This is a genomic window from Streptomyces sp. NBC_00104 (assembly GCF_045160825.1).
GTDB lineage: Bacteria > Actinomycetota > Actinomycetes > Streptomycetales > Streptomycetaceae > Streptomyces.
The window spans coordinates 3451498-3471005 of the sequence record NZ_CP108215.1 but is presented as its reverse complement, the minus strand read 5'-3'; the positions used below and the strand labels follow the sequence as shown (position 1 = coordinate 3471005).

General features: G+C 71.2%; 19 protein-coding genes and 3 pseudogenes. 14 read left to right on the top strand and 8 right to left on the bottom strand.

Going from position 1 to position 19508, the window contains the following annotated elements; genetic code table 11:
- Positions 1–51 precede the first annotated feature (51 nt).
- The 7 genes and pseudogenes from OG272_RS15080 to OG272_RS15050 all read left to right on the top strand — a co-directional run bounded on the left by OG272_RS15080 (position 52) and on the right by OG272_RS15050 (position 5337).
- Positions 52–1314, top strand: coding sequence for an MCE family protein (locus OG272_RS15080; RefSeq protein WP_327729857.1), 1263 nt, complete (start codon positions 52–54; stop codon positions 1312–1314).
- Positions 1311–2600, top strand: coding sequence for an MlaD family protein (locus OG272_RS15075; RefSeq protein ID WP_327729858.1), 1290 nt, complete (start codon positions 1311–1313; stop codon positions 2598–2600). Before OG272_RS15080 ends, OG272_RS15075 begins: the two co-directional genes overlap by 4 nt.
- Positions 2573–3220 carry a hypothetical protein gene (locus OG272_RS15070; protein WP_405893618.1) on the top strand — a complete coding sequence of 216 codons (648 nt, stop codon included), beginning with the start codon at positions 2573–2575 and terminating at the stop codon, positions 3218–3220. Before OG272_RS15075 ends, OG272_RS15070 begins: the two co-directional genes overlap by 28 nt.
- Positions 3221–3270: 50 nt before the next feature.
- A complete protein-coding gene (locus OG272_RS15065; protein ID WP_327729859.1) occupies positions 3271–4083 on the top strand; it encodes a hypothetical protein in 813 nt (270 codons plus the stop codon).
- Between the two features lie 31 nt (positions 4084–4114).
- Positions 4115–4285, top strand: coding sequence for a hypothetical protein (locus OG272_RS15060; protein ID WP_327729860.1), 171 nt, complete (start codon positions 4115–4117; stop codon positions 4283–4285).
- A 182-nt stretch (positions 4286–4467) separates the two neighbouring features.
- Positions 4468–4947: pseudogene (locus OG272_RS15055) on the top strand (zinc-binding dehydrogenase); the annotation flags it as partial.
- 45 nt (positions 4948–4992) lie between these two features.
- On the top strand, positions 4993–5337 hold the full coding sequence (locus OG272_RS15050) for a DUF2750 domain-containing protein (RefSeq protein ID WP_327729861.1): 345 nt from the start codon (positions 4993–4995) through the stop codon (positions 5335–5337).
- Here OG272_RS15050 and OG272_RS15045 read toward each other — a convergent pair.
- Positions 5334–5567, bottom strand: a pseudogene (locus OG272_RS15045) (transposase); the annotation flags it as partial. The gene OG272_RS15050 and the pseudogene OG272_RS15045 overlap by 4 nt on opposite strands.
- Between OG272_RS15045 and OG272_RS15040 the strand changes: the two are divergent.
- Both OG272_RS15040 and OG272_RS15035 read left to right on the top strand, forming a co-directional pair.
- Positions 5536–5700, top strand: a complete 165-nt coding sequence (locus tag OG272_RS15040) for a hypothetical protein (RefSeq protein ID WP_327732398.1) — start codon at positions 5536–5538, stop codon at positions 5698–5700. The pseudogene OG272_RS15045 and the gene OG272_RS15040 overlap by 32 nt on opposite strands.
- Before the next feature lie 495 nt (positions 5701–6195).
- On the top strand, positions 6196–7680 hold the full coding sequence (locus OG272_RS15035) for a ricin-type beta-trefoil lectin domain protein (RefSeq protein WP_405893616.1): 1485 nt from the start codon (positions 6196–6198) through the stop codon (positions 7678–7680).
- 87 nt (positions 7681–7767) lie between these two features.
- Here the strand turns inward: OG272_RS15035 and OG272_RS15030 are convergent, their stop codons facing one another.
- On the bottom strand, positions 7768–8829 hold the full coding sequence (locus OG272_RS15030; RefSeq protein WP_326583002.1) for a LacI family DNA-binding transcriptional regulator: 1062 nt from the start codon (positions 8827–8829) through the stop codon (positions 7768–7770).
- A gap of 218 nt (positions 8830–9047) precedes the next feature.
- Positions 9048–9740, bottom strand: a complete 693-nt coding sequence (locus OG272_RS15025; RefSeq protein ID WP_328222983.1) for a TetR/AcrR family transcriptional regulator C-terminal domain-containing protein — start codon at positions 9738–9740, stop codon at positions 9048–9050.
- A 119-nt stretch (positions 9741–9859) separates the two neighbouring features.
- Here OG272_RS15025 and OG272_RS15020 point away from each other — a divergent pair, with 119 nt between their 5' ends.
- Together OG272_RS15020 and OG272_RS15015 are read left to right on the top strand one after the other, a co-directional pair.
- Complete coding sequence (locus OG272_RS15020) at positions 9860–10627, top strand: SDR family oxidoreductase (RefSeq protein ID WP_327729864.1); 768 nt, start codon at positions 9860–9862, stop codon at positions 10625–10627.
- A gap of 269 nt (positions 10628–10896) precedes the next feature.
- Positions 10897–11544, top strand: a complete 648-nt coding sequence (locus OG272_RS15015) for a TetR/AcrR family transcriptional regulator (protein WP_326583004.1) — start codon at positions 10897–10899, stop codon at positions 11542–11544.
- A 433-nt stretch (positions 11545–11977) separates the two neighbouring features.
- On the opposite strand, the gene OG272_RS15010 is transcribed toward OG272_RS15015, so the two are convergent.
- The 4 genes from OG272_RS15010 to OG272_RS14995 all read right to left on the bottom strand — a co-directional run bounded on the left by OG272_RS15010 (position 11978) and on the right by OG272_RS14995 (position 15412).
- Positions 11978–12646 carry an NAD(P)H-binding protein gene (locus OG272_RS15010; RefSeq protein ID WP_327729865.1) on the bottom strand — a complete coding sequence of 223 codons (669 nt, stop codon included), beginning with the start codon at positions 12644–12646 and terminating at the stop codon, positions 11978–11980.
- Complete coding sequence (locus OG272_RS15005) at positions 12643–13476, bottom strand: NAD(P)H-binding protein (RefSeq protein WP_405893613.1); 834 nt, start codon at positions 13474–13476, stop codon at positions 12643–12645. Before OG272_RS15005 ends, OG272_RS15010 begins: the two co-directional genes overlap by 4 nt.
- A 157-nt stretch (positions 13477–13633) precedes the next feature.
- A complete protein-coding gene (locus OG272_RS15000) occupies positions 13634–14830 on the bottom strand; it encodes an NAD(P)/FAD-dependent oxidoreductase (RefSeq protein ID WP_405893611.1) in 1197 nt (398 codons plus the stop codon).
- Between the two features lie 135 nt (positions 14831–14965).
- Positions 14966–15412, bottom strand: a complete 447-nt coding sequence (locus tag OG272_RS14995; protein WP_326583008.1) for a nuclear transport factor 2 family protein — start codon at positions 15410–15412, stop codon at positions 14966–14968.
- Between the two features lie 149 nt (positions 15413–15561).
- Between OG272_RS14995 and OG272_RS14990 the strand changes: the two genes are divergently transcribed.
- Positions 15562–16452: a LysR family transcriptional regulator gene (locus tag OG272_RS14990; protein ID WP_326583009.1), complete on the top strand. Its 891-nt coding sequence runs from the start codon at positions 15562–15564 to the stop codon at positions 16450–16452.
- A 218-nt stretch (positions 16453–16670) separates the two neighbouring features.
- Here OG272_RS14990 and OG272_RS14985 read toward each other — a convergent pair whose 3' ends face one another.
- Positions 16671–17321: a TetR/AcrR family transcriptional regulator gene (locus tag OG272_RS14985; protein WP_327729868.1), complete on the bottom strand. Its 651-nt coding sequence runs from the start codon at positions 17319–17321 to the stop codon at positions 16671–16673.
- Positions 17322–17457: 136 nt separating this feature from the next.
- Here OG272_RS14985 and OG272_RS14980 point away from each other — a divergent pair, with 136 nt between their 5' ends.
- Both OG272_RS14980 and OG272_RS14975 read left to right on the top strand, forming a co-directional pair.
- The gene (locus OG272_RS14980) at positions 17458–19083 is read left to right on the top strand and encodes an MFS transporter (RefSeq protein WP_327729869.1); all 1626 of its coding nucleotides are present in this window, start codon (positions 17458–17460) and stop codon (positions 19081–19083) included.
- 109 nt (positions 19084–19192) lie between these two features.
- Positions 19193–19452, top strand: a pseudogene (locus OG272_RS14975) (FAD-dependent monooxygenase); the annotation flags it as partial.
- Positions 19453–19508 lie beyond the last annotated feature (56 nt).

Below are 19508 nucleotides of genomic sequence, written 5' to 3'. Positions count from 1 at the left end.
CGCATGAGCCCGCCTACGAGGCGAGACGCGAGCGTGCCGCGCAGGGGACGGATGGTCGCGTGGACGGCCGCCGGCTCGCTGCTGCTGTCGGGCTGCGGGTTCAACGGCTGGTACGACATCCAGCTCCCCGGAGGAGCGGCGGCGGACGGCCGCGCCTACCACGTCACGGTCGAGTTCAGGGACGTACTGGACCTGGTGCCGCAGTCGGCGGTCAAGGTCGACGGCGTCACCGTGGGCGCGGTCGAGAAGGTGGAACTGGTCGGCTGGCACGCCCGGGTGCGACTGCGCGTCGCCGACTCGGTGAAGCTGCCCGCCAACGCGGTCGCCGATCTCCGCCAGACCAGCATGCTCGGCGAGAAGTACGTGGCGCTGTCCGCGCCGGTCGGCACCGCGCCCGTCGGACGGCTCCGCGACGGCGACCGCGTCCCGCTGTCCCGCAGCGGCCGCAACCCGGAGATCGAGGAGGTGCTGTCCGCCCTGTCCGCGCTCCTCAACGGAGGCGGCGTCGCCCAGCTCAAGACGATCACCGTGGAGCTCAACAAGGCCCTGGAAGGCCGTGAGAACCGGGTCAGGTCCCTGCTCACGGAACTCGACACGTTCCTCGGCGGCCTCGACGGGCAGCGCGCCGACATCGTCCGCGCCCTCAAGGGCATCGACCGGCTGGCCAAGCGGCTGAAGAAGGAGAAGAAGACGATCGCCGAGGCCGTCGACACGCTGCCGCCCGCGCTGAAGGTCCTCGCCGACCAGCGCCGCGACCTGACGCGGATGCTCACCGCCCTGTCGAAGCTGAGCAAGACCGGCACGCGGGTCGTGAACGCCTCGCGGGACGACACCGTCGCCAACCTCAAGCAGTTGAAACCGATTCTGCGGCAGCTCAACAAGGCGGGCGACGACCTGCCCAACTCCCTCGAACTGCTGACCACTTATCCGTTCCCGCGCAACGTGGTCGACGCCGTCGAGGGCGACTACGTCAACCTCGCGGTCACCGCCGACCTCGACCTGGCGGGCCTCTACGGCAACGTCACGGACAAGCCCGGTGAGCCCGGCGGCTCCGATGAGGGGGACGACGGCCCCGACACCCCGGACCTCCCGGACCTCCCGGATCTCCCGGACGTGCCCGGTGTCCCGACGCCGACCGCGCTGCCCAAGGCCCCGGAGGTTCCGGTCGAGCCCTCGGCGCCCACGGACGGCGACGACCTGCTGTGCCCGCCGGTGTGCACCGCGGGCTACGGCCCCCGCGGGGACTCCGGCCGCCTCCCGGCGGGGATCGACCTCGCGCTCGCCGAGCTCATGCTGAAGGGAATACAGCCGTGATCACCCGTACGGTCAAGGCCCAGCTGCTCGCCTTCGTCGCCCTCACCGCCGTCGGGGTGTCGTACGTCGGCGCCGAGTACACGGGCCTGGTGGACGACGTCCTCGACCGCGGCTACACCGTGCGGGCCGACTTCGCGGCGTCCGGGGGCATCTTCTCGGGGGCCGAGGTCACCTACCGAGGGGTGCCGGTGGGCCGGGTGGGCGAGCTGCGGCTGTCCGGCTCAGGGGTGTCGGTGGCCCTGGAGATCGAGGATGGCGCACCCCGTATTCCGGCCGACACCCTGGCGGTGGTGGCCAACCGTTCGGCGGTGGGCGAGCAGTACGTCGATCTGCAGCCGCGGCGGACCGGCGGCCCGTACCTGCTCGACGGCAGCCCGATACCGCGCGAGCGCACCCGGGTGCCGCTGCCCACCACCGACCTCGTCGTCAGCCTCGACCGGCTGGTCAACTCGGTCGGCAAGGACGATCTGCGGACCACCGTCGACGAGTTGGGCAAGGCATTCTCCGGCACCGGGCCACGACTGAGCCGGCTGGTGGACTCGGGCAACGAACTCGTCGAGGCGGCGTCCGACACGCTTCCGGAGACGATCTCGCTGATCGAGGACTCGAGGACGGTACTCAAGACACAGTCCGACCAGGGTTCGGCCATCAAGTCGTTCTCCCGCGATCTGGCGGCACTCACCGCGGAGTTGAAGTCGAGCGACGGGGACCTGCGCCGGTTGATCGGTAACGCGGCGCCCGCCGCGCAGGAGGTCAACTCCCTGCTGAAGTCCACCGAGCCGCATCTGCCGGTCCTGCTGGCCAACCTCGTCAGCGGCGGCCAGGTCACCGTGGCGCGGCTGCCCGGAGTCGAACAGGCCCTGGTCACCTTCCCGCTCGTCGTCGCCGGCAGCTACACGGTCGTCCCGGGCGACGGCACCACCCACTTCGGCCTCGTCCTGGGCGCCGACGACCCGCCGCCGTGCACCCAGGGGTACGGCGGGACACGGCGGCGCGACCCCGCCGACACCAGCACGCGCCCGGCGAACACCGACGCGCGCTGCACGGCGCCGCGCGGCAGCGACACCTCGGTGCGCGGCGCGCAGAACGCCCCCGGCGCGCCGGCGGAGCCGTACGGCGCCGAACGGGCCGCGTACGTCACCCCGTACGTCACCCCGTACGACCCGGACACCGGCACGGCCACCGGTCCGGACGGGACACCCGTCGAGATCGGCTCGACGGGCGGCGAACAGACCGTCTTCGGAAAGGAGTCGTGGCAATGGCTACTCGTCGGACCGATGGCATGAACGTCGGCGGTGGGAAGACCGATGGCATGAACGTCGGCGGTGGGAAGACCGATGGCATGAACGTCGGCGCTGAGAAGACCGATGGCATGAACGTCGGCGCTGAGAAGACCGATGGCATGAGCGTCGGCAGTGGGACGCGGGGGCGCCGTAGGGCGCTGTCCGCCGGACTCGTCGTCGCGACCGTCCTGACGACCGCGCTGTCGGTCTGGCTGGCCGTCGGGCTGTCGGGGCAGCGCGCGGCGGAGCAGCGGCGGCAGGACGTCCTGGCGGCGGCCCGGCAGTCGGCGCTGAACTTCACCTCGCTCGACTACCGCCACTACGACCGGGACAGCGGGAACGTGCTCAAGAGCGCCACCGGCGACTTCAAGGAGCAGTTCGCCGCGCAGACCGAGCAGTTGACCGAACTGGTCGCCGAGAACAAGTCCGTGTCCGAGGGACAGGTCCTCGAAGCGGGCATCGTGCGGTCCGGCGCCCGCTCCGCCCGGGTTCTGGTCGTCGCCGACAGCAAGGTGACCAACACCGCCGTGCCCGACGGAGAGGCGCGCACGTACCGGCTCCAACTCGACCTCGTACTCAAGGACGGCCGCTGGCTGACCTCCGACGTCGAGTTCGTTGGCTGACGACCGGCCTCCCGTTCGAACAGCAGGCACCAGAGTTGAGGAGAAACACCGTGGTGAACACGACCTCGCGAGGCCGCGGCGCCGGCTCCCCCGCCCGCCGCACCATGACCGCGGCCGCCCGCGCGGCGGCCAAGCGCACCCGGCGCGTGGAACACCCCGCGAACGAGGCGCCACCACGGGCCGAGGAGCGGTACTCCGGGCGCACGGTGGTGATCGATGCTCCGGGCGGGTGGGACGACCCGCCGGAGCCGGCATCGGAGCCGGCACCGGAGCCAGCGCTGGCATCGGAGCCGGCACCGGAGCCGGACCATGTGCCTGAGTCCGAGGACGTGCCGAAGGAGAGCCCGTCCGTACGACGGCCCTGGCGACGGCTGCTCACCATGGCGCTCTGCGTCGTGCTCGTGGGAGGTCTGGTCGCCCTCGTCGTGCTCGGGTGGCAGTACCGGGAGGGGCGGCGCGCGGAACAGGCGCGGGGAGAGGCGCTCGCGGCCGCGCGGAAGGCGGCGCCCGTCGTCCTGTCGTACGACTACCGGCATCTCGACCGGGACTTCGCCCGGGCCCGCACCCATCTGACCGGCGCCTTTCGCGACGAGTACCGCAGGACCACGACGACCGTCGTCGGACCGACCGCCAGGAAGTACCACGGCGTGGTGAAGGCGACGGTGACGGCACCCGCAGACGGTGGCCGGCCTGCGGCGTCCGTCGTGTCGGCCGGACCGGACAAGGCCGTCATCCTGCTGTTCGTCAACCAGGTCACCACGAGCACCCAGGTCACGGGATCCCGCGTGGATCTGAACCGGGTGCGGATGACGCTCACCCGCACCTCCGAGGGCTGGAAGGTGAGCGCCGTGGACGCGCTCTAGGAGGCAGGCGCCGGACCCTGAGGGTGTTGCGATGACCAAGCCGCGTCGGACCCATGAGCAGCGTGGACCTGCCCCGTTGGCGGAGAAGCGTGACCGGGCCGTCAGCCGGCGCAACGCCGAACTCGAAGCGGACAGTGCCGTCCTGTGCGAGCACCTCCACCAGTCCGACGGCACGCTCTCCTCCCTTCCGGCGTCGTCCTGAACCGCCGGCCCCGAAGAGGAGCGCACCATCGGGGTCTTCGGACCTCGCCTGCCCCTCTCGCTGAAGCGACTGGCCCATCCGCGTCCGACCGAGTCGGCCGGCTGGTCGTGCCGGAGGCTCACCCCCGTCGGAGCGTCGCGTGGCCGAGTTCGCTGGTCCGCATGCGCGACGACTCCGGCTACGGGCCCGCGGGCGGCGTTCCTCTGGCTACGGGCCCGGGGGCGGCGTTCCTCCGCGCACGTGTCATCGCGGTGGCATAGGGCGCGCATGCAACGTTCCTGAGCGAGCTCGGCGCCGACGAATTCATCGACTACACCAAGAGTCGCCCTGAGGAACTCGTGCACGACGTCGACCTCGTTCTCGACACCGTCGGTGGCCCCGACAGCAAGAGCTTCCTGGGTACGCTCAAGCCCGGCGGCTCCCAGTTCCCCGTGCTCCCCGGGGACTTCGACGAAGAAGAGACCGCGAAGCTGGGCGTCACCGTCTCCAGCGCCCAGGTCCGCTCGAACGGCACGCAGCTTGCCGAACTGGGGCGCCTGCTCGACGCGGGCACGGTCCGCGTCGCGATCGACAGCACGTTTGCGCTCGCGGATGCCCGAGCCGCGCACGCCCGCGCCGCCCGAGGGCACATCCAGGGCAAGATCGTGCTCACGGTCGCTTAGAACTCCTAACGAAATGGCTGTTGGGGAACGGTAGGCTCGGTGGCCATGAGTCAGAGCGGTTCGCAAGCGGCGGCATTCTTCCGAGACGTCCGCGAAAGCAGAGTGGTCTGGCTTGTTCGGGATGATGACGGAAGCCCGACTCACCTCTCCGCGGACGGCACGCGAAGTCTTCCCTTCTGGTCGACCTCGCCCCGTGCCCAGAGGGCAGCAAAGATCTGGGGGCGTGGGCTCCGCGTTGAGTCCATGCCCTTGGACACCTGGTGCGATCGCTTACTGCCAGATGCCGCCCGGGATGGACTCGTGATCGGCATCAACTGGAGCGGGCCGCGCCTGGTCGGTTGGAGCTTTACCCCCGAGGAAGTTCTTAACCGGCTAGCAGCGGCTAACTAGCCCACGGCATCGGTCACCGGAGCGCGCAGTCGCCGCCAGCAGATGAGTGCGCATCCGAGGGTGAGGAAGGCTTCGTGGATGTCGTCGCGGATCTCCCAGCGGATCCGCAGTCGGCGGAACCAGTGCAGGTGGGCGAACGCGCGCTCTACAACCCAGCGTTGCTTGCCCAGGCCGGAGCCGTGCTCGGTGCCGCGGCGGGTGATCAGCGGCTTCACGCCGAGGTCCTTCAGGGAGTACGGCAACTTCGGCCCCGGAGCCGGCACCGGCTCGGAGTCACCACAGCTGACCGCCGCCGAAGCGGCCGAATACACCGCCCAGAAGTACCTGGCCGGCACCGACGGCTGGAACCCGATCGGCGTCTGACCGCAGCGAGGTGACAACCAGCATCGCTCCCACCCTCGCGGCGCGATGAACCAAGGCGGGGCCGGGACAGCACGACCGTCCCGGCCCCGCCGCTGTGTCCTCCGCCGACCTCTGGCCGGCCGTAGCACCGCGCCGGCCGGCCGGCCGGGCATCCACCCGCGCAGGGGACTGGTCCGCCCGAGGAAGCCGCCGACCGGTGGCGGCAGCCCGAAGCAGGTCCCCGCCCTCCCCGCCGACGGCCTGCCGAACGGCCGCCCTCGACTCCACCGGGCAAGGAACCGCTCCGGGGCCGGTGAAGAAGTCCGTCGCGTTTCGGAACCGTCACGGGTCTTGTCACCGGTGCGGGCGTCGTGCCAGTGTCCGAGCCATGGTTACGTAACCATGGCCGGTTTACAGGGGTCCAAGTGCCTGTATCCGGACCCTGGTTCATCACTGCCTCGGCTCAGGTGACGAACCCTCACTCCGCCCTCCGCGATTTCCGTCACTGGAGACGACATGACCAAGACCCCGACGAGGTCGAGAAGACTGGCCAGTGTGCTCATGGCCGGCTTCGGCGCGACACTCATGTTCCTGACCGCCCCCGCCCCCGCCCTCGCCCAGTCGGCCGCCGAGACGTCAGCCGCCTCGTACGCGTCGGTGAAGTCTGTGCCGAAGGGCGGTACCAGTGACTTCCGCGGGGTGAACTGGGCAGACCCGCGCGACAACTACGCCAGTGACGCCGTGGTGCCCAGCGGGCTGTCGGTGACCGACGACTACCGCACCGTGTACCGGACCACCAGTCACATGGTGCGCGGCTTCAAGAAGAACCTGGGCGCCAACACCCTGCGACTGCCGATCAACCCGGCAACCGTGGGCACCAACTGGTGGAAGTCGTACCGGGCGACGATCGACGCGGCCACGGCCTACGGCGACAAGGTCATCGTCAGCTACTGGGAGGCCAACACCAGCAAGGACGGGCTGGTCGACGACACGGCCGCCTGGAAGAAGATGTGGAACACCGTGGTGCGGGAGTACAAGCACAACCCACGGGTCTACTTCGAGCCCATGAACGAGCCGCACGGCTACACCCTGGACCAGTGGGTGTCCGTCACCAGTGGGTGGCTGGCCCGGCACAAGGACGTCCCGCGCGGCCGTGTCGTGATCAGCGGTACCGGCTACAACGACAACGTCACCGGTGTCGGCGCGGCCCGCGAACTGCGGGGAACACTGCTGTCGCTGCACTTCTACGGCTTCTGGGCCAGCCACACCCAGCAGGCGGACTGGGTCGCCGACCTCGAGGCCCGGATCGGCACGTACGCCGGCCGGACCATCATCGACGAGGCCGGCTCCCCGATGACCACCGGACTGAACTACGGCGCGTGGAACGGCAACATCTACACCTCGTATCTCGCGGCCGTGACCAACACCGCCCGCAGCAAGGGGATGGGACTGGTGTACTGGCCGGGCCTGAGGTTCGGCGACGCCTACTCGATCGAGTCGCTGGACTCCGAGGGCAACCTGGTGGACAACAACGCCAGCGGAGTCGCGCAGCTGCGCTGGGGCTACGGCTTCGGCACGACCCCGCCGGTCAACGACCTGCCGCCCGCGCCTCCCGGTGAGGTCCTGCGCGGAGTGGGCTCCGACCGCTGCGTCGACGTGCCCGGCTTCAGCACGACCAACGGCACCCAACTCGACCTCTGGGACTGCAACGACGGCGGCAACCAGTCCTGGAACTGGAACGCGGAGAAACAACTCACCGTCTACGGCAACAAGTGCATGACGGTGGGCGGCACCGGAGCCACGGCGGGAGACCCCGTGGTCATCGACGACTGCACCGGCGCGGCGGCACAGCAGTGGAACGTGAACGCGGACCTCACGGTGACCAGCGTCGCGAACCCGGCGCTCTGCCTGGACGCGGCCGGAGGAGGCACCGGCAACGGCACGGCGGTCGATGTCTGGTTCTGCAACGGAAGCAGCAACCAGCAGTGGACCAGAAGCTGATGCCGGCACCTGGTCCCCTCGACCACTGATCCGACACTGATCCGAACCGTACGGGCCCGGCGAGCGTACTCGCCGGGCCCGTACGGGTCAGCGCCGCCGCGCTTCGCCTTCCGGCGGGGGCGGCGGCGCTCCGGTGCTCGCGCGGACCACCAGCCGGGTCGGGACCAAGGTCTTGTCGACCGTGTCGGGACCGGTGCGGCCGATCTTGCTCAGCAGCTTCTGAAGACTGAGCCGGCCGACCGCGGCGAAGTCCTGCCGCACGGTGGTCAGCGGTGGCCAGAAGGCATGGGTCTCCTCCATGTCGTCGAACCCCACCACGCTGACGTCGTCGGGGATCCGGCGGCCGAGCTCGTGCAGGGCACGCAGGACACCGAGCGCCATATGGTCGTTCGCGGCGAAGATCGCCGTGACCTCCGGCCTTCGCCCCAGAGTCAACCCGTGCTGATATCCCGATCGGGTGGTCCAGTCGCCGTACAGCACCGGGGGCGGGACGATGCCGGCACACCGCAGGGTGCGCTGCCAGGACTCGACCCGATGGGCCGCGGAGAACGAGGTCGGGGGGCCGGCGATGTGCCACACCTGCTGGTGGCCGAGTTCCAGCAGGTGTTCCGTCGCCTGACGTGCGCCCTGTGCCTGATCGGTGTCCACCACCGTGTAACCGGGGCCGGTGTCGGAGTCGACCACCACCATCGGAACCCCTGGTGGGAGGCTGAACTCCGCGTTGTCCAGGAGATGCGCCTCGAAGACGAGGATCACTCCGTCGACGGCTGCCTCGCTGAGTCGGTCGTAGGCACCGAAAACCTTGCCCATGGTCGGGTCCGGCACGGGGATGAGGGTGACGGCGTACTTGGCGCGTGCGGCTTCCTCGGCTATGGCGTCGAGCGTGCGCGTGTTTCCGAACGTCCTGAGCGTGAAGGTGATGACGCCGATCGTGTTGAACCGCCCGCTCTTGAGCGCGCGTGCGGCTCCGTTCGGCCGGTAGCCCAGCGCCCGCATCGACGCGACGACCCGCTGCCTGGTCGCCGGGTCGACGTTGGTGTGGCCGTTGGACACGCGCGAAACCGTCTGCGGCGCGACACCGGCGTGACGGGCGACATCCGCCATCGACGGCCGGGGCCGTCTGGACTTGGGCTCGTCCCCCATCGCCATGATCCCTTGCTTCCCCTGTTTCTCGGGCCCTGCCAACAGCCTAGGCCCACTCCCCGGGAGTCTGCGGGGCGAGACCTCGGCAGTGAGTCCCCACGGCCCCACGGCCCCACGGCCCCACGGCGTCCGGCGGCGGCCGACGCGAGCCCTGCCACATCCGCGCGCCCCTGAAGCCGCCCCGCCCGGCGACCGGAGACCTTGGCCGCACCGGCCGGTACCGCTTACTCCGGTCCGGACCCCGGTGCCGGTCGGGGAGCCGGCGGCATGGCGGAGTGCCCTCTGAGGATCAGGTCGACGCCGTAGGCGAAGCGGTCGTCGAAGCTGTCCGGCGTGAGATGCGCGATCGTCTTCGCGAGGGAGGGAAAGGCCGCGGGATCAGCCTCCGCCACTTCGGCGCCCAGGGTGCGACTCGGCGGTGTCTGTTCCTCCTTGACCAGGCCGAGGGTGAAGTACATCAGGGTCCAGGCCGTCCAGGCCGCCTCCTTCGGGCTGCGGCCGGTGGCGTGCAGGGCGGCGTTGAACACCTCGGCGAACGCACGCTGGTGGGGCCGGGCCAGCGAGGCGCCCTCGCGGGCCAGGCGGGCGCCGTCCCGGTGGGACAGCAGCTCCGTGCGCAGTGACGCGAGCAGTGTGCGGACCCGTTCATCCGGATCCGGGGGCAGGTGGGCGGGCACGCAGCGGGCCACCACGGCGTCGGCCACGGCGCCGAGCAGGCCGGCCTTGTCCTTGAGATGCCAGGCGACCGCGTTGACCCGTACCCCGAGCCGGGCGGCGACGGCCCGCAGGGACAGCTTGTCGAGACCTTCGCTCTCCAGCACCTCCATCGCGGCGGCGGTGATCTGCTCTTCGGTGAGGCCGACAGGCGCGCGAGAGGTGGTGGTGCGAGGCTGCGCCGTGTTTGACGTCTTGGACACCGTACAAGCATACTTCCCTCCTTACTTGGACGCCGTCCAAGTCGCTTGGCTGTGCCCGTGAGGCCGCCCGGTCGCTCGCCGACGGCGTCCCGTGCGCAGGGAACCGAAAGGACACCGTCATGGGGAAGCTCAACGGCAGGACCGCTCTCGTCACTGGCTCCAGCCGAGGCATCGGCCGCGCCATCGCCATCGGCCTGGCCGGTGAGGGAGCACTGGTCGCGGTGCACTACGCGCACAACGAGCGGGCCGCTCGGGAAACCGTGGAGCTCATAGAGAAGGACGGCGGCCGGGCCTTCACGGTCCGGGCGCAGCTCGGTGTACCGGGCGATGTCGACCAGTTGTTCCAGGGGCTGGAGGCCGGTCTGACAGAGCACACCGGGAACACCACCCTGGACATCCTGGTGAACAACGCCGGCGAGACCCTGCCCGCCGGAGTCGCCCCGGAGGAGATGACCCCCGAGCAGTTCGACAAGCTGTTCGCCGTGAATGCCAAGGCCCCCGTCTTCATCACCCAGCGCGCTCTCGGGCTGCTTCCCGACGGGGGGCGCGTCATCAACATCTCCTCCGGCACGACCCGGACAGCTGTCCCCTCGCAGACCCTCTACGCGATGACCAAGGGCGCCCTGGAACAGCTCTCCCGGGGCTTCGCGCGGCACCTCGCCCCCCGGGGCATCACCATCAACACGGTGGCTCCCGGCGTTACGGACAATGGGAGCGACTTCTTCAGGATTCCCGAAGCCGTGGAGCAGATGTCCCGGATCTCGGCCTTCAAGCGCATCGGTGAGCCGAAGGAGGTCGCCGACGTGGTCGTCTTCCTCGCCACCGGCGAAGCGCGCTGGATCACCGGCGCGTTCATCGACGCCACCGGCGGCAGCCTCCTCGGCTGAACGGGCATGTCCGACACGACGCGGGAAGCCCGTCCTTCCGATCAATCTTCGGGGGCACCGCAGGCCCTCTGAACCGAGGAGCCTGCGGGGTGAGGGCGTGCGGTCGGCCGGGGTCCGTGTCCGCGTGGCCCGGACGGTCGGGGCGCTTCGGCGGTCCAGGCGCTCCCGGGCCGTTCTCCGTCGCCCGCTCGACGTCCGGCCCGGCGTGACAAAATGGGGTCGCCGTTCCTTCGCCGCCCCGTCTCCGTACTGATCCGCCGAGGTTGTCCGTGACCAAGCCCGTGGCCCGCGAGCCGCTGCGTCGTAATTCGCGGTCCAACCGGGCGCGCATCCTGGCCACGGCCCGTGAGGAGCTGGGGCGGAACCCCGACATCACGCTGGAGGAGCTGGCGCGGGCCGCCGGGGTCGTACGGCGCACCCTCTTCGGGCACTTCCCGGGCCGGGCGGCGCTGCTGGAGGCCCTCGCCGAGGAGGCCGCCGAGACGCTGCGCGGCACGGTGGAGGCCGGGCCGGAACCGACGGAGCCGGCCGAGCGGGCGCTGGCGCGGTTCGTGTTCACCATGTGGCCCGTGGGGGACCGCTACCGGATGCTCCTGGCACTGGCCCGGCGGGACCTCGGCTCCGAGCGCGTCGCCGAGGTACTGGCGCCGGCCCGGGAGGCGGCCGCGACCATCCTGGAGCGGGGGCAGCGGGACGGTGTCTTCCACTCCCATCTGCCGCCCGCCGTACAGAGCGCCGGGCTGGAGGCGATGCACGTCGCCCTCCTGGAGGCCGTCAACACCGGCGCGTTGGAGGACGACGGGCGCCGCGTCGCCGCCGCCACCCTCATCGCGGCCGGTGTGCCCGAGAAGCGGGCGAGCGCCGTGGTCGAGGAGGTCGCGTCGACGATGCGCCCGGCCCCGGCCGACGACGCCTGACCGTCGGCCGACCGGTCCTGACCCGTCGGCCGGCCGGTCCTGACCCGTCGGCCGGCCGGTTCGACGGTGCGTTCGCGGCCGCCGAGTCGGGCCATGGCCAGCAGCCGACCGGCCCGGCGAGCGCTTCCGGGAACCGGCCCCGGCGACCGGCCCCGGCGACCGGCCCCGGCGACCGGCGCTGGCGACCGGCGCTGGCGACCGGCGTCGGCAAAAGGCTTCGGCAACCGGCCCTGGCAACAGGCCCCAGGAAGGGGCGACTGCCGGGGCGGATCCTCGTCGCCTCCCGTTGCTCCTGCGCGTCCGACTCCGCGCTGACGGCCCTGACACCGGGGGCGGGACCGCTGAGGCGACTTCTTGACCTTGTCGGTCACCGCCGCGGGTCGTCGCCCGCTTTCTCACCCGCGGCCCGGATCGTGCGCGTGGCTGGTAGGTGTCAGTTCGCGATTCCGACGACCTGCTCGATGGTGTCCGGCCGGTTCACCATGGCGAGCATGTGGTGGGCGACGTCGGCGCGTGACACGGAGAACCCGCCCCGGATGTTGCGGTTCCACGCGGTCCGGTACCTGCCGGTCAGGGGCTTGTCGGTGAGCTTGGGCGGGCGCGACACCGTCCATTCCAGTCCGCTGTCGCGCAGGGTCTGCTCGGTCACGGCGAGGTCGGCGTAGTGCCGGCCGAACATCGCCCGGGTCAACGGGACGCCCAGGTGGCGCATGAAGAAGCCGTCGCCGGGATCGTGCCTGGGCGGTGCCGGCCGGCCGGGCACCGGCACCGGTCCGACGGGTGCGGCGCTGACGATGACGATCCGCCGGACGTGCTCGGCATGCATCGCCGCGACGACCGCGCGGGTGCCACGCGAGGTGATGCCCGCGTCAGCGCGCGGGTTTCGCGGGCCGAGCGCGGACAGTACGGCGTCGGCGCCGCGTACCGCCGCCGCGAGCGTCCGCATGTCGGGTCGGGTGAGGTCGACGGCCACCGTCCGGACGCCGTCCGGCAGCTCACGTGGGCGGCGGGCCACGGCGGTGACGTCATGCCCGCCGGCCACCGCCTGCTCGACCAGGTGCCGTCCGATGCCGCCGGTGGCGGCCACGATCGTGAGTTTCATCGGGGTCCTCCCGCGGCGAAGGCGGCACGGTGGTCTCGCGCCCAGGTGGCGTACGTGCGTGCCGGACGGCCCAGCAGCCGCCGTACGGTGTCGGAGGTGGGCCCGGCTTCGCGGGCGTAGTCGGCCAGCGAGCCGAGCAGCCGGTCGGGTACCTCGTCGGGCAGGCCGGCGGTGAGCATGCCGCGGCGGATCTCGTCCGGTGCGGCCTCGACGAACGACAGTGTCCGGTCGAGCGCCGCGCCGAGCGCGGCGACCTTCTCCGGCTGGCTCAGCGACTGCTCTCCGGTGAGCAGGTACGTCTGACCGCGGTGCCGCGGGTGGGTCAGGGCGAGGGCGGCCACCGCGGCGATGTCACGCTCGTCGACGGTCGAGGTCCTCGCGTGCGGATAGGCCCCCCGCACGGCCCCGGTCGCCTGGATCTGCCCGGCCCACGCCAGGGTGTTGGCGGCGAAATCGGCGCAGCGCAGGATCGTCCAGTCCAGGCCGCTCCCCTTGGCGACGTCCTCGACCGCCTGGAAGTGCTGCCGGAAGCGTGCGTGCCCGGCCGGGTACCGCACGGTAACGGAGGACAGCACGACCACCCGTGCCGCGCCCGTCTCGCGGGCGCGGGCCAACAGGTCGACAGCGGCGGATCCGGCGGCACGAGGGCTGAGCAGGATGGCGTCCACGCCGTCGATGGCGGGAACCTTCGCGGGGTGGACGAGCTGTGTTCCCGCGGGGAATTCGGCGTGCGGGTCGCGGGTGACAGCGGCGACGTCCGCTCCCCCCTCGACCAGGAGGCGGACGGCTTCCCGGCCGACGACGCCGGTGGCTCCGGTAATCAGGATCATGACTGAACCCCCAGTGCGTGTACGTGTATCGATGGCCGATCTTGCGCGGTGGATGATCGCGGTTCGTATCGCGGTTCGTATCGCCGGCAGACGTCACGGACGAGCCGTGTGCCAGGACCATCGGCATGCGGCCCCACGGCGGCTGCCGGTGCGTGGTTCAGGCGGACTGTTCGGCGGTGGCCGCCGTCTCGCGGCGCTGGGCCCGCAGCAGTCGGCGGCCCTGCTCACCCTTGGCCCAGGTGTGGGAGCCGGGCTTGCGTGCCTCGTTCACCAGCTGCTTGATGGTGTGCCTGCACACGAGTTCCTTCACCTTCGCGCCTGTTCGGCCGCCGAGGTGGAGCCGCTTGGCGGTGTCGTCCCTGTGGGCGAACTGGAAAATGCCCGCGCGGCGCCCCAGGCTGATGCACTGGCCGGCGAACCCCAGGTCGATCGGTGCGGGCCGCTTGCTCGCGATGCGGCTGAGCACCGTGTCGGCGGCGTGTGCGCCCAGCGGGCCGGCGGCCTGGCAGCTCATCCGGAAGGGCATGTCCGACGGTGCCGCCGAGTCCCCGGCGGCGACGATCCGCTCGTCGTCGATGCTCGTCAGGGTCTCGTCGGTGAGCAGGCGGCCCAGGGTGTCGGTGCTGAACCCGCTGCGGGCGGCCAGGTCCGGCACGCCGAACCCTGCGGTCCAGATGGTGACCTCGCTCGACAGCTCACGGCCGTCGCCGAGCAGCACGGTGTCGCCGGTCACCTCCGTCACCTTCGTGCCGGGGCCCTGCAGCACGGTCACACCGAGGCCGACCAGCCGCTCGGCGACCGAGCGGCGACCCTTCGGGTGCAGGTAGGGGCCGAGCGGCCCGCCGCAGACCAGGGTCACGGTGCGGCCCGCCTCCGCCAGTTCGGCGGCGGTCTCGATGCCGGTCGGACCGGCTCCGACCACCGTCACCGGGGCCGTGGCGGGAGCGGCGTCGAGGACCGACCGCAGCCGCCGCGCCTCCTCGAACGTGGCGATCGGGTGGGCGAACTCGGCGGCTCCGGGCACGCCCGGGTCGGCGCTGCCGCTGCCCACCGCGTAGATCAGGTAGTCGTAGCCGACCGTGTCGCCGCTCGCCAGCTCGACCCCGCGCCCCGTCGCGTCGATCCGGGTCACGGTGTCGACCACCAGCCGGACGCGCTCGCCCAGGACCTTCCGGTAGTCGCTGACGGCCTCGTGCGTCCCTCCCGCCAGCTGGTGCAGTCGGATCCGCTCGACGAAGTCCGGGCGGCAGTTGATCAGCGTCACGGTCACGTCGTCGCGCTGCGTCAGCCGGTTGGCCGCCATGACCCCGGCGTAACCGCCGCCGATCACGACGACTTCGGTGTTCTCAGCCATGGTTTCTCTCCTCCGCTTTCAGGAATTGGCACGCAAGGTGTCGACTTGGCGCGCAAGGTGTCGAGTTGGCACGCGAGATGTCGACCTGGCAATCAAGATGTCGGTCTGGCACGCCGTGACGGCGTGCGGGACGGATCAGCCGAGGCGCTCCGGCGCCGAGCCGCGGAGCGGGGTGGAGTCCAGGTACCGGACCTCGTAGACGCGTTCGCTGAACTTCCAGCCGTCGGCGGTGCGCTCGTAACGCTCGTGGTACAAGGCGTGGTTCAGGTGCGAGCCGCCGTCGCGCATCCGTCCGAACTCCTGGATGTACGCCCGGCCGGCCGCGGTGTCGCCGTCCAGCCGGATGACGCCCGGGTGGACGTTCTGCACGAAGAACTCCCAGAGCGACTGGCCCCACTCGATCCCCGCGCGGATCTCCTCGCGGCCGACGAACTCCTTGTCGATGTGCGGCCAGCGCATCACGCCCTCGGGTGTGAACAGCGAGACGGCGCGGTCGAAGTCACGCATCATCACCGCGTCCGTGAGCTCGGCTCGCAGCGCCTCTATCTCGACGCGATCGGCGATGGCCCGCATGTCGCCCATCGGTTCGCCTCCCCATCCATGTGTGCGTCAGGCGGGTGCCGCCTGTCCGGTGGTGATGGATCCAGCATCGGTGGGGTGGGCAGGCGGAACAATGTAAGGTTCCTTGGGCTATTCATAATGTGGCGGTTATGCATGGACGGGGGTTGTGCATGGAGCTGCGTGACATCGAGATCTTCCTGACCCTGGCCGAGGAGCTGCACTTCGGCCGCACCGCGGAGCGGCTTCACGTGTCCCAGGCCCGCGTCAGTCAGGCCATCGCCAAGCAGGAACGGCGCCTCGGCGTCGTCCTGTTCGACCGCACCAGCCGACGCGTCGTCCTGACGCCGGTCGGCCGGCGTCTGCGCGAGGACCTCCAGCAAGCCGTCGACCTCCTACGGGAGGGGCTCGCCCGCGCCGAAGCGGCCGGCGTCAGGACGCGGCGGACCCTGCGCCTGGGTGTGTTCGGCCACGCCGGCCACGAACTGCGCCCCCTCATCGAGGCCTTCCGCTCCCGCCACCCCGGCAGCGATGTCCAGTTCGGCGAGATCAACGGCAGTGCCCCGTTCACCGCGCTGCGCGCAGGAGAGCACGACGCGCACGTGCTGTGGCTTCCGGTGGCCGAACCGGACCTCACGGTCGGCCCGACCGTGCTGACCGGAGGCCGCGTGCTCGCCGTGGCGGCAGACCATCCGCTGGCCGAGCGCGGCACCGCGTCACTGGAGGACCTCGGCGACAACCATGTCGTCGACTTCGGCCCCGACGCCCCCGAGTACTGGGTCACGGCCATGGTCCCCATGCGTACGCCGCTCGGCCGCCGTATCCCGCGCGGGCCCGCCGCGCGGACCTTCCACGAGATTCTCTCCCTGGTCGCCTCCGGACAGTGTGTCCACCCGCTGGGCGAGATCGCCGCCCGCTACAACAGTCCCCCGGGCATCGTCTTCCTCCCCGTTCACGACGCTCCCACCATGCACTGGGCCCTCACGTGGCGATCCGCCGACGACGACCCCACGCTCCGTGCGCTGGCCCAGACCGCCGCCGACTTCGGTCCCATCTCCCTGTGACAGCGGATGACGGGCGGTTGGTCGGGTGGGGCAAGCCCCTCGGTTCGACCTGAGTCGGCGGCGCCGGCCTGGCCCCGCTCCGGGCGGCTGGTCGGGTGAGCAGTTGGGCCGGGACGGGTGCATGAGTCCTCCTCCAGGGGGCTTCGCGGGCTTCGGGTGCGCCGCCGGGCATGCCGGGAACTCCGCGAACTCCTGTGGTCCCAGGGGGAATCGGGATTTCAGAGGGGCTGTGGGGGCGACCCGGTGTCCCGCAGGCGGTGGACCTTCGCGGCGGCGGTGTCGGGGGCGACTCCGGCGGCGATCAGGGCGGCGGTGGCTGCGCCGGTGCCGTCGTCGGACCAGATGCCGCCGTTGACGCAGTCGAGCAGGGCCAGCAGATGGGCCTCGATGGCCCGGCTGAGCGGGGCGGGCGGGACCGTGGTCCGGAAGACGCCCTGCCGCAGGCCGTGGGTGAGGACCTCGGTGACCAGGTCGCGGGCCGGGGCCAGCAGTTCGTCGACGCGGTCGGGGTCGAGGTCCTGGCGGGCCAGCCGGATGAGGGTGCGGAAGCGGTCGCCGACCGGCCACGCGGTGAGGACGAACCGTGCCAGGTCGGTCGCGGCGTCGGTCGTCGCGGCGGGAGCGGCCGTGACCACGAGCCGGATCGCCTGCGCGGCCTCGGCGGCCAGGCCGTCGATGAGCGCGGCCCGGCGGGCGAAGTGGACGTAGACGGTGCGCCGGGCCACGCCCGCGGCTCCGGCTATGTCCTCGAGGCGGCTGTCGGGGTCGCGGGTCAGCTCCCGCCGGGCCGCCTCCAGGATCCGGGCGCGGGTGGCGCGGGCGTCACGGCGCTGCGCCGGATACGGCGTCGGTGCTGGCCGGCTGGTCACATCGGCACCTCGGGGATCGGACGAGGGAAAGGGGACACCGCGATATTTGCACACGAGTGGGCAACAAACTAGTCTGCACGTCGATGGGCAATTAAGTGATGCCGCTCGTCCCACCCGTCCCCTTTAGGAGCTTTCGATGCCCTTCCTCGCGAACACTCCCGTGGAGAAGATGACAGGGCCGTACATACGGCGCTGGTGGGCGCTGCTCGTGCTGTGCCTGAGCCTGCTGATCGTGGTGATGGCGAACACCTCACTGATCGTCGCCGCCCCCGACATGACCATCGACCTGGGTCTGAGCAGCAGCGATCTGCAGTGGGTCGTCGACGGCTACACCGTCCCGTACGCCGCGCTGATGCTGGTGCTGGGCTCGATCGGCGACAAGTACAGTCGGCGCGGCGCGCTGGTCACCGGTCTGGTGATCTTCGCGGGCGGTTCGGTGATGGGCAGCCTGGTCGACGAGACCTCGCTGGTCATCGCGGCCCGCGCGATCATGGGTGTCGGCGCCGCGGTCGTGATGCCGGCCACGCTGTCCCTGCTGGTCGCGACCTTCCCCCGGAGCGAGCGGGTCAAGGCCATCACCGCCTGGACCGCCACGTCCGGTCTGGCCATCGCCGTCGGACCGCTGGTGGCCGGCTGGCTGCTGGAGGACCACGCCTGGGGCTCGACCTTCCTGATCAACGTGCCCATCGCTCTCGTCGCCGTCGTCGGCGCGCTCGTCCTGGTGCCGCCGTCCAGGGCGGAGGGCATGGGCCGGATCGACTACGTGGGCGGACTGCTGTCGATCGTCTCCGTCGGATCCCTGGTGTACGCGGCCATCGAGGGCCCGCACTTCGGCTGGGGCGTCGGCCCCGTCACCGCGGCCGTCGTCGCCGGCGTCGGTCTGGTCGCCTTCGTCGCCTGGGAGCTGCGTCATCCGCACCCGATGCTGGACGTCCGCAAGTTCGCGCTGCGGCCCTTCAGCGGCTCGATGCTCGCGGTGCTGTTCTTCTTCTTCGGCACGTTCGGCGCGATCTACTACTCGACGCAGTTCCTGCAGTTCGTCCTCGGCTACGACGCCCTGGACACGGGTGTACGGCTGCTGCCGCTGGCCGGTGCGGTGTTCCTCGGTGCCGTGGTGACCGGGAAGCTGACCCCGAGGCTGGGTGTGAAGGCGATGGTCGTGACCGGCATGGTCATCGGTACGGCCGGCGTGTTCCTGCTCACCCAGGTCGACAAGGGCTCGACGTACGCCGACTTCCTGGCGCCGATGATGATGCTGGGCTTCGCGATCGGGCTGAGCGTCTCTCCGGCGACCGACACGATCATGGACTCCTTCCCCGAGTCCGAGCTGGGTGTCGGCGGCGGCGCCAATGACACCGCGCTGGAGCTGGGCGGTGCGCTGGGTATCGCGGTCCTGGGCTCGCTGCTGGGCACGGCCTATCGGGACGAGCTGACCGACCTGGCCGGCGACCGGCTCCCGGCCGCGGCGATGGAGACCGCCAAGGACTCGGTCGGCGGTGGCCTGGCCGTCGCCGAGCGCATCGCCCAGGATCCGTCCGCCGGCCCCCAGCAGGCCCAGGCGGTCGTGGACGCCGTCCACCAGGCCTTCGCCCACGGCGTCGCCCAGACCAGCCTCATCGGCGGGATCATCATGGCCGCCGGAACGATGATCGTCCTCGCGGTCCTGCCGGGGCGCCGGACGGTCGGCGCGAAGGGGGCCCGGCGGGAGGCCGAGGCGGCGGACGCGGAGCGTGTGGAGGAGCACGCCGAGTCCGCGCGATAGGCCACGGACAGCGCCCGGGAAGGAGCCGGGAACGCTCCGGGAGGGGTGCCCGGGGGACCCTGGCGGGGCATCGGAAGAGGGCCCGGGACACCCGAGGGGCATCGCCAGGCGGGTCGGCGAGGACCGCTACCGCTGGGAGTTCCGGCTGCGGGACGGGGAGGAACTCGACCACGAACGGCTGCGTGAGCTGGTCGCGCCCTGGGTGGACATCCCCGAGACTCCTCCTCCGGCGACTTCCGGGTCGTACGGCAGTCGGCGTACACCTTCCGGGCCCGGATCGCCGACCGGTGGCGCCGCGGCCGGGTCTTCCTGCTCGGCGACGCCGCCCACCTCACGCCGCCGTTCGTGGGGCAGGGGCTGTGCGCGGGGAGGATCCTGCCGGACACAGGTCTGCCCCTGACACCTCGTCAGGGGCAGACCCGACG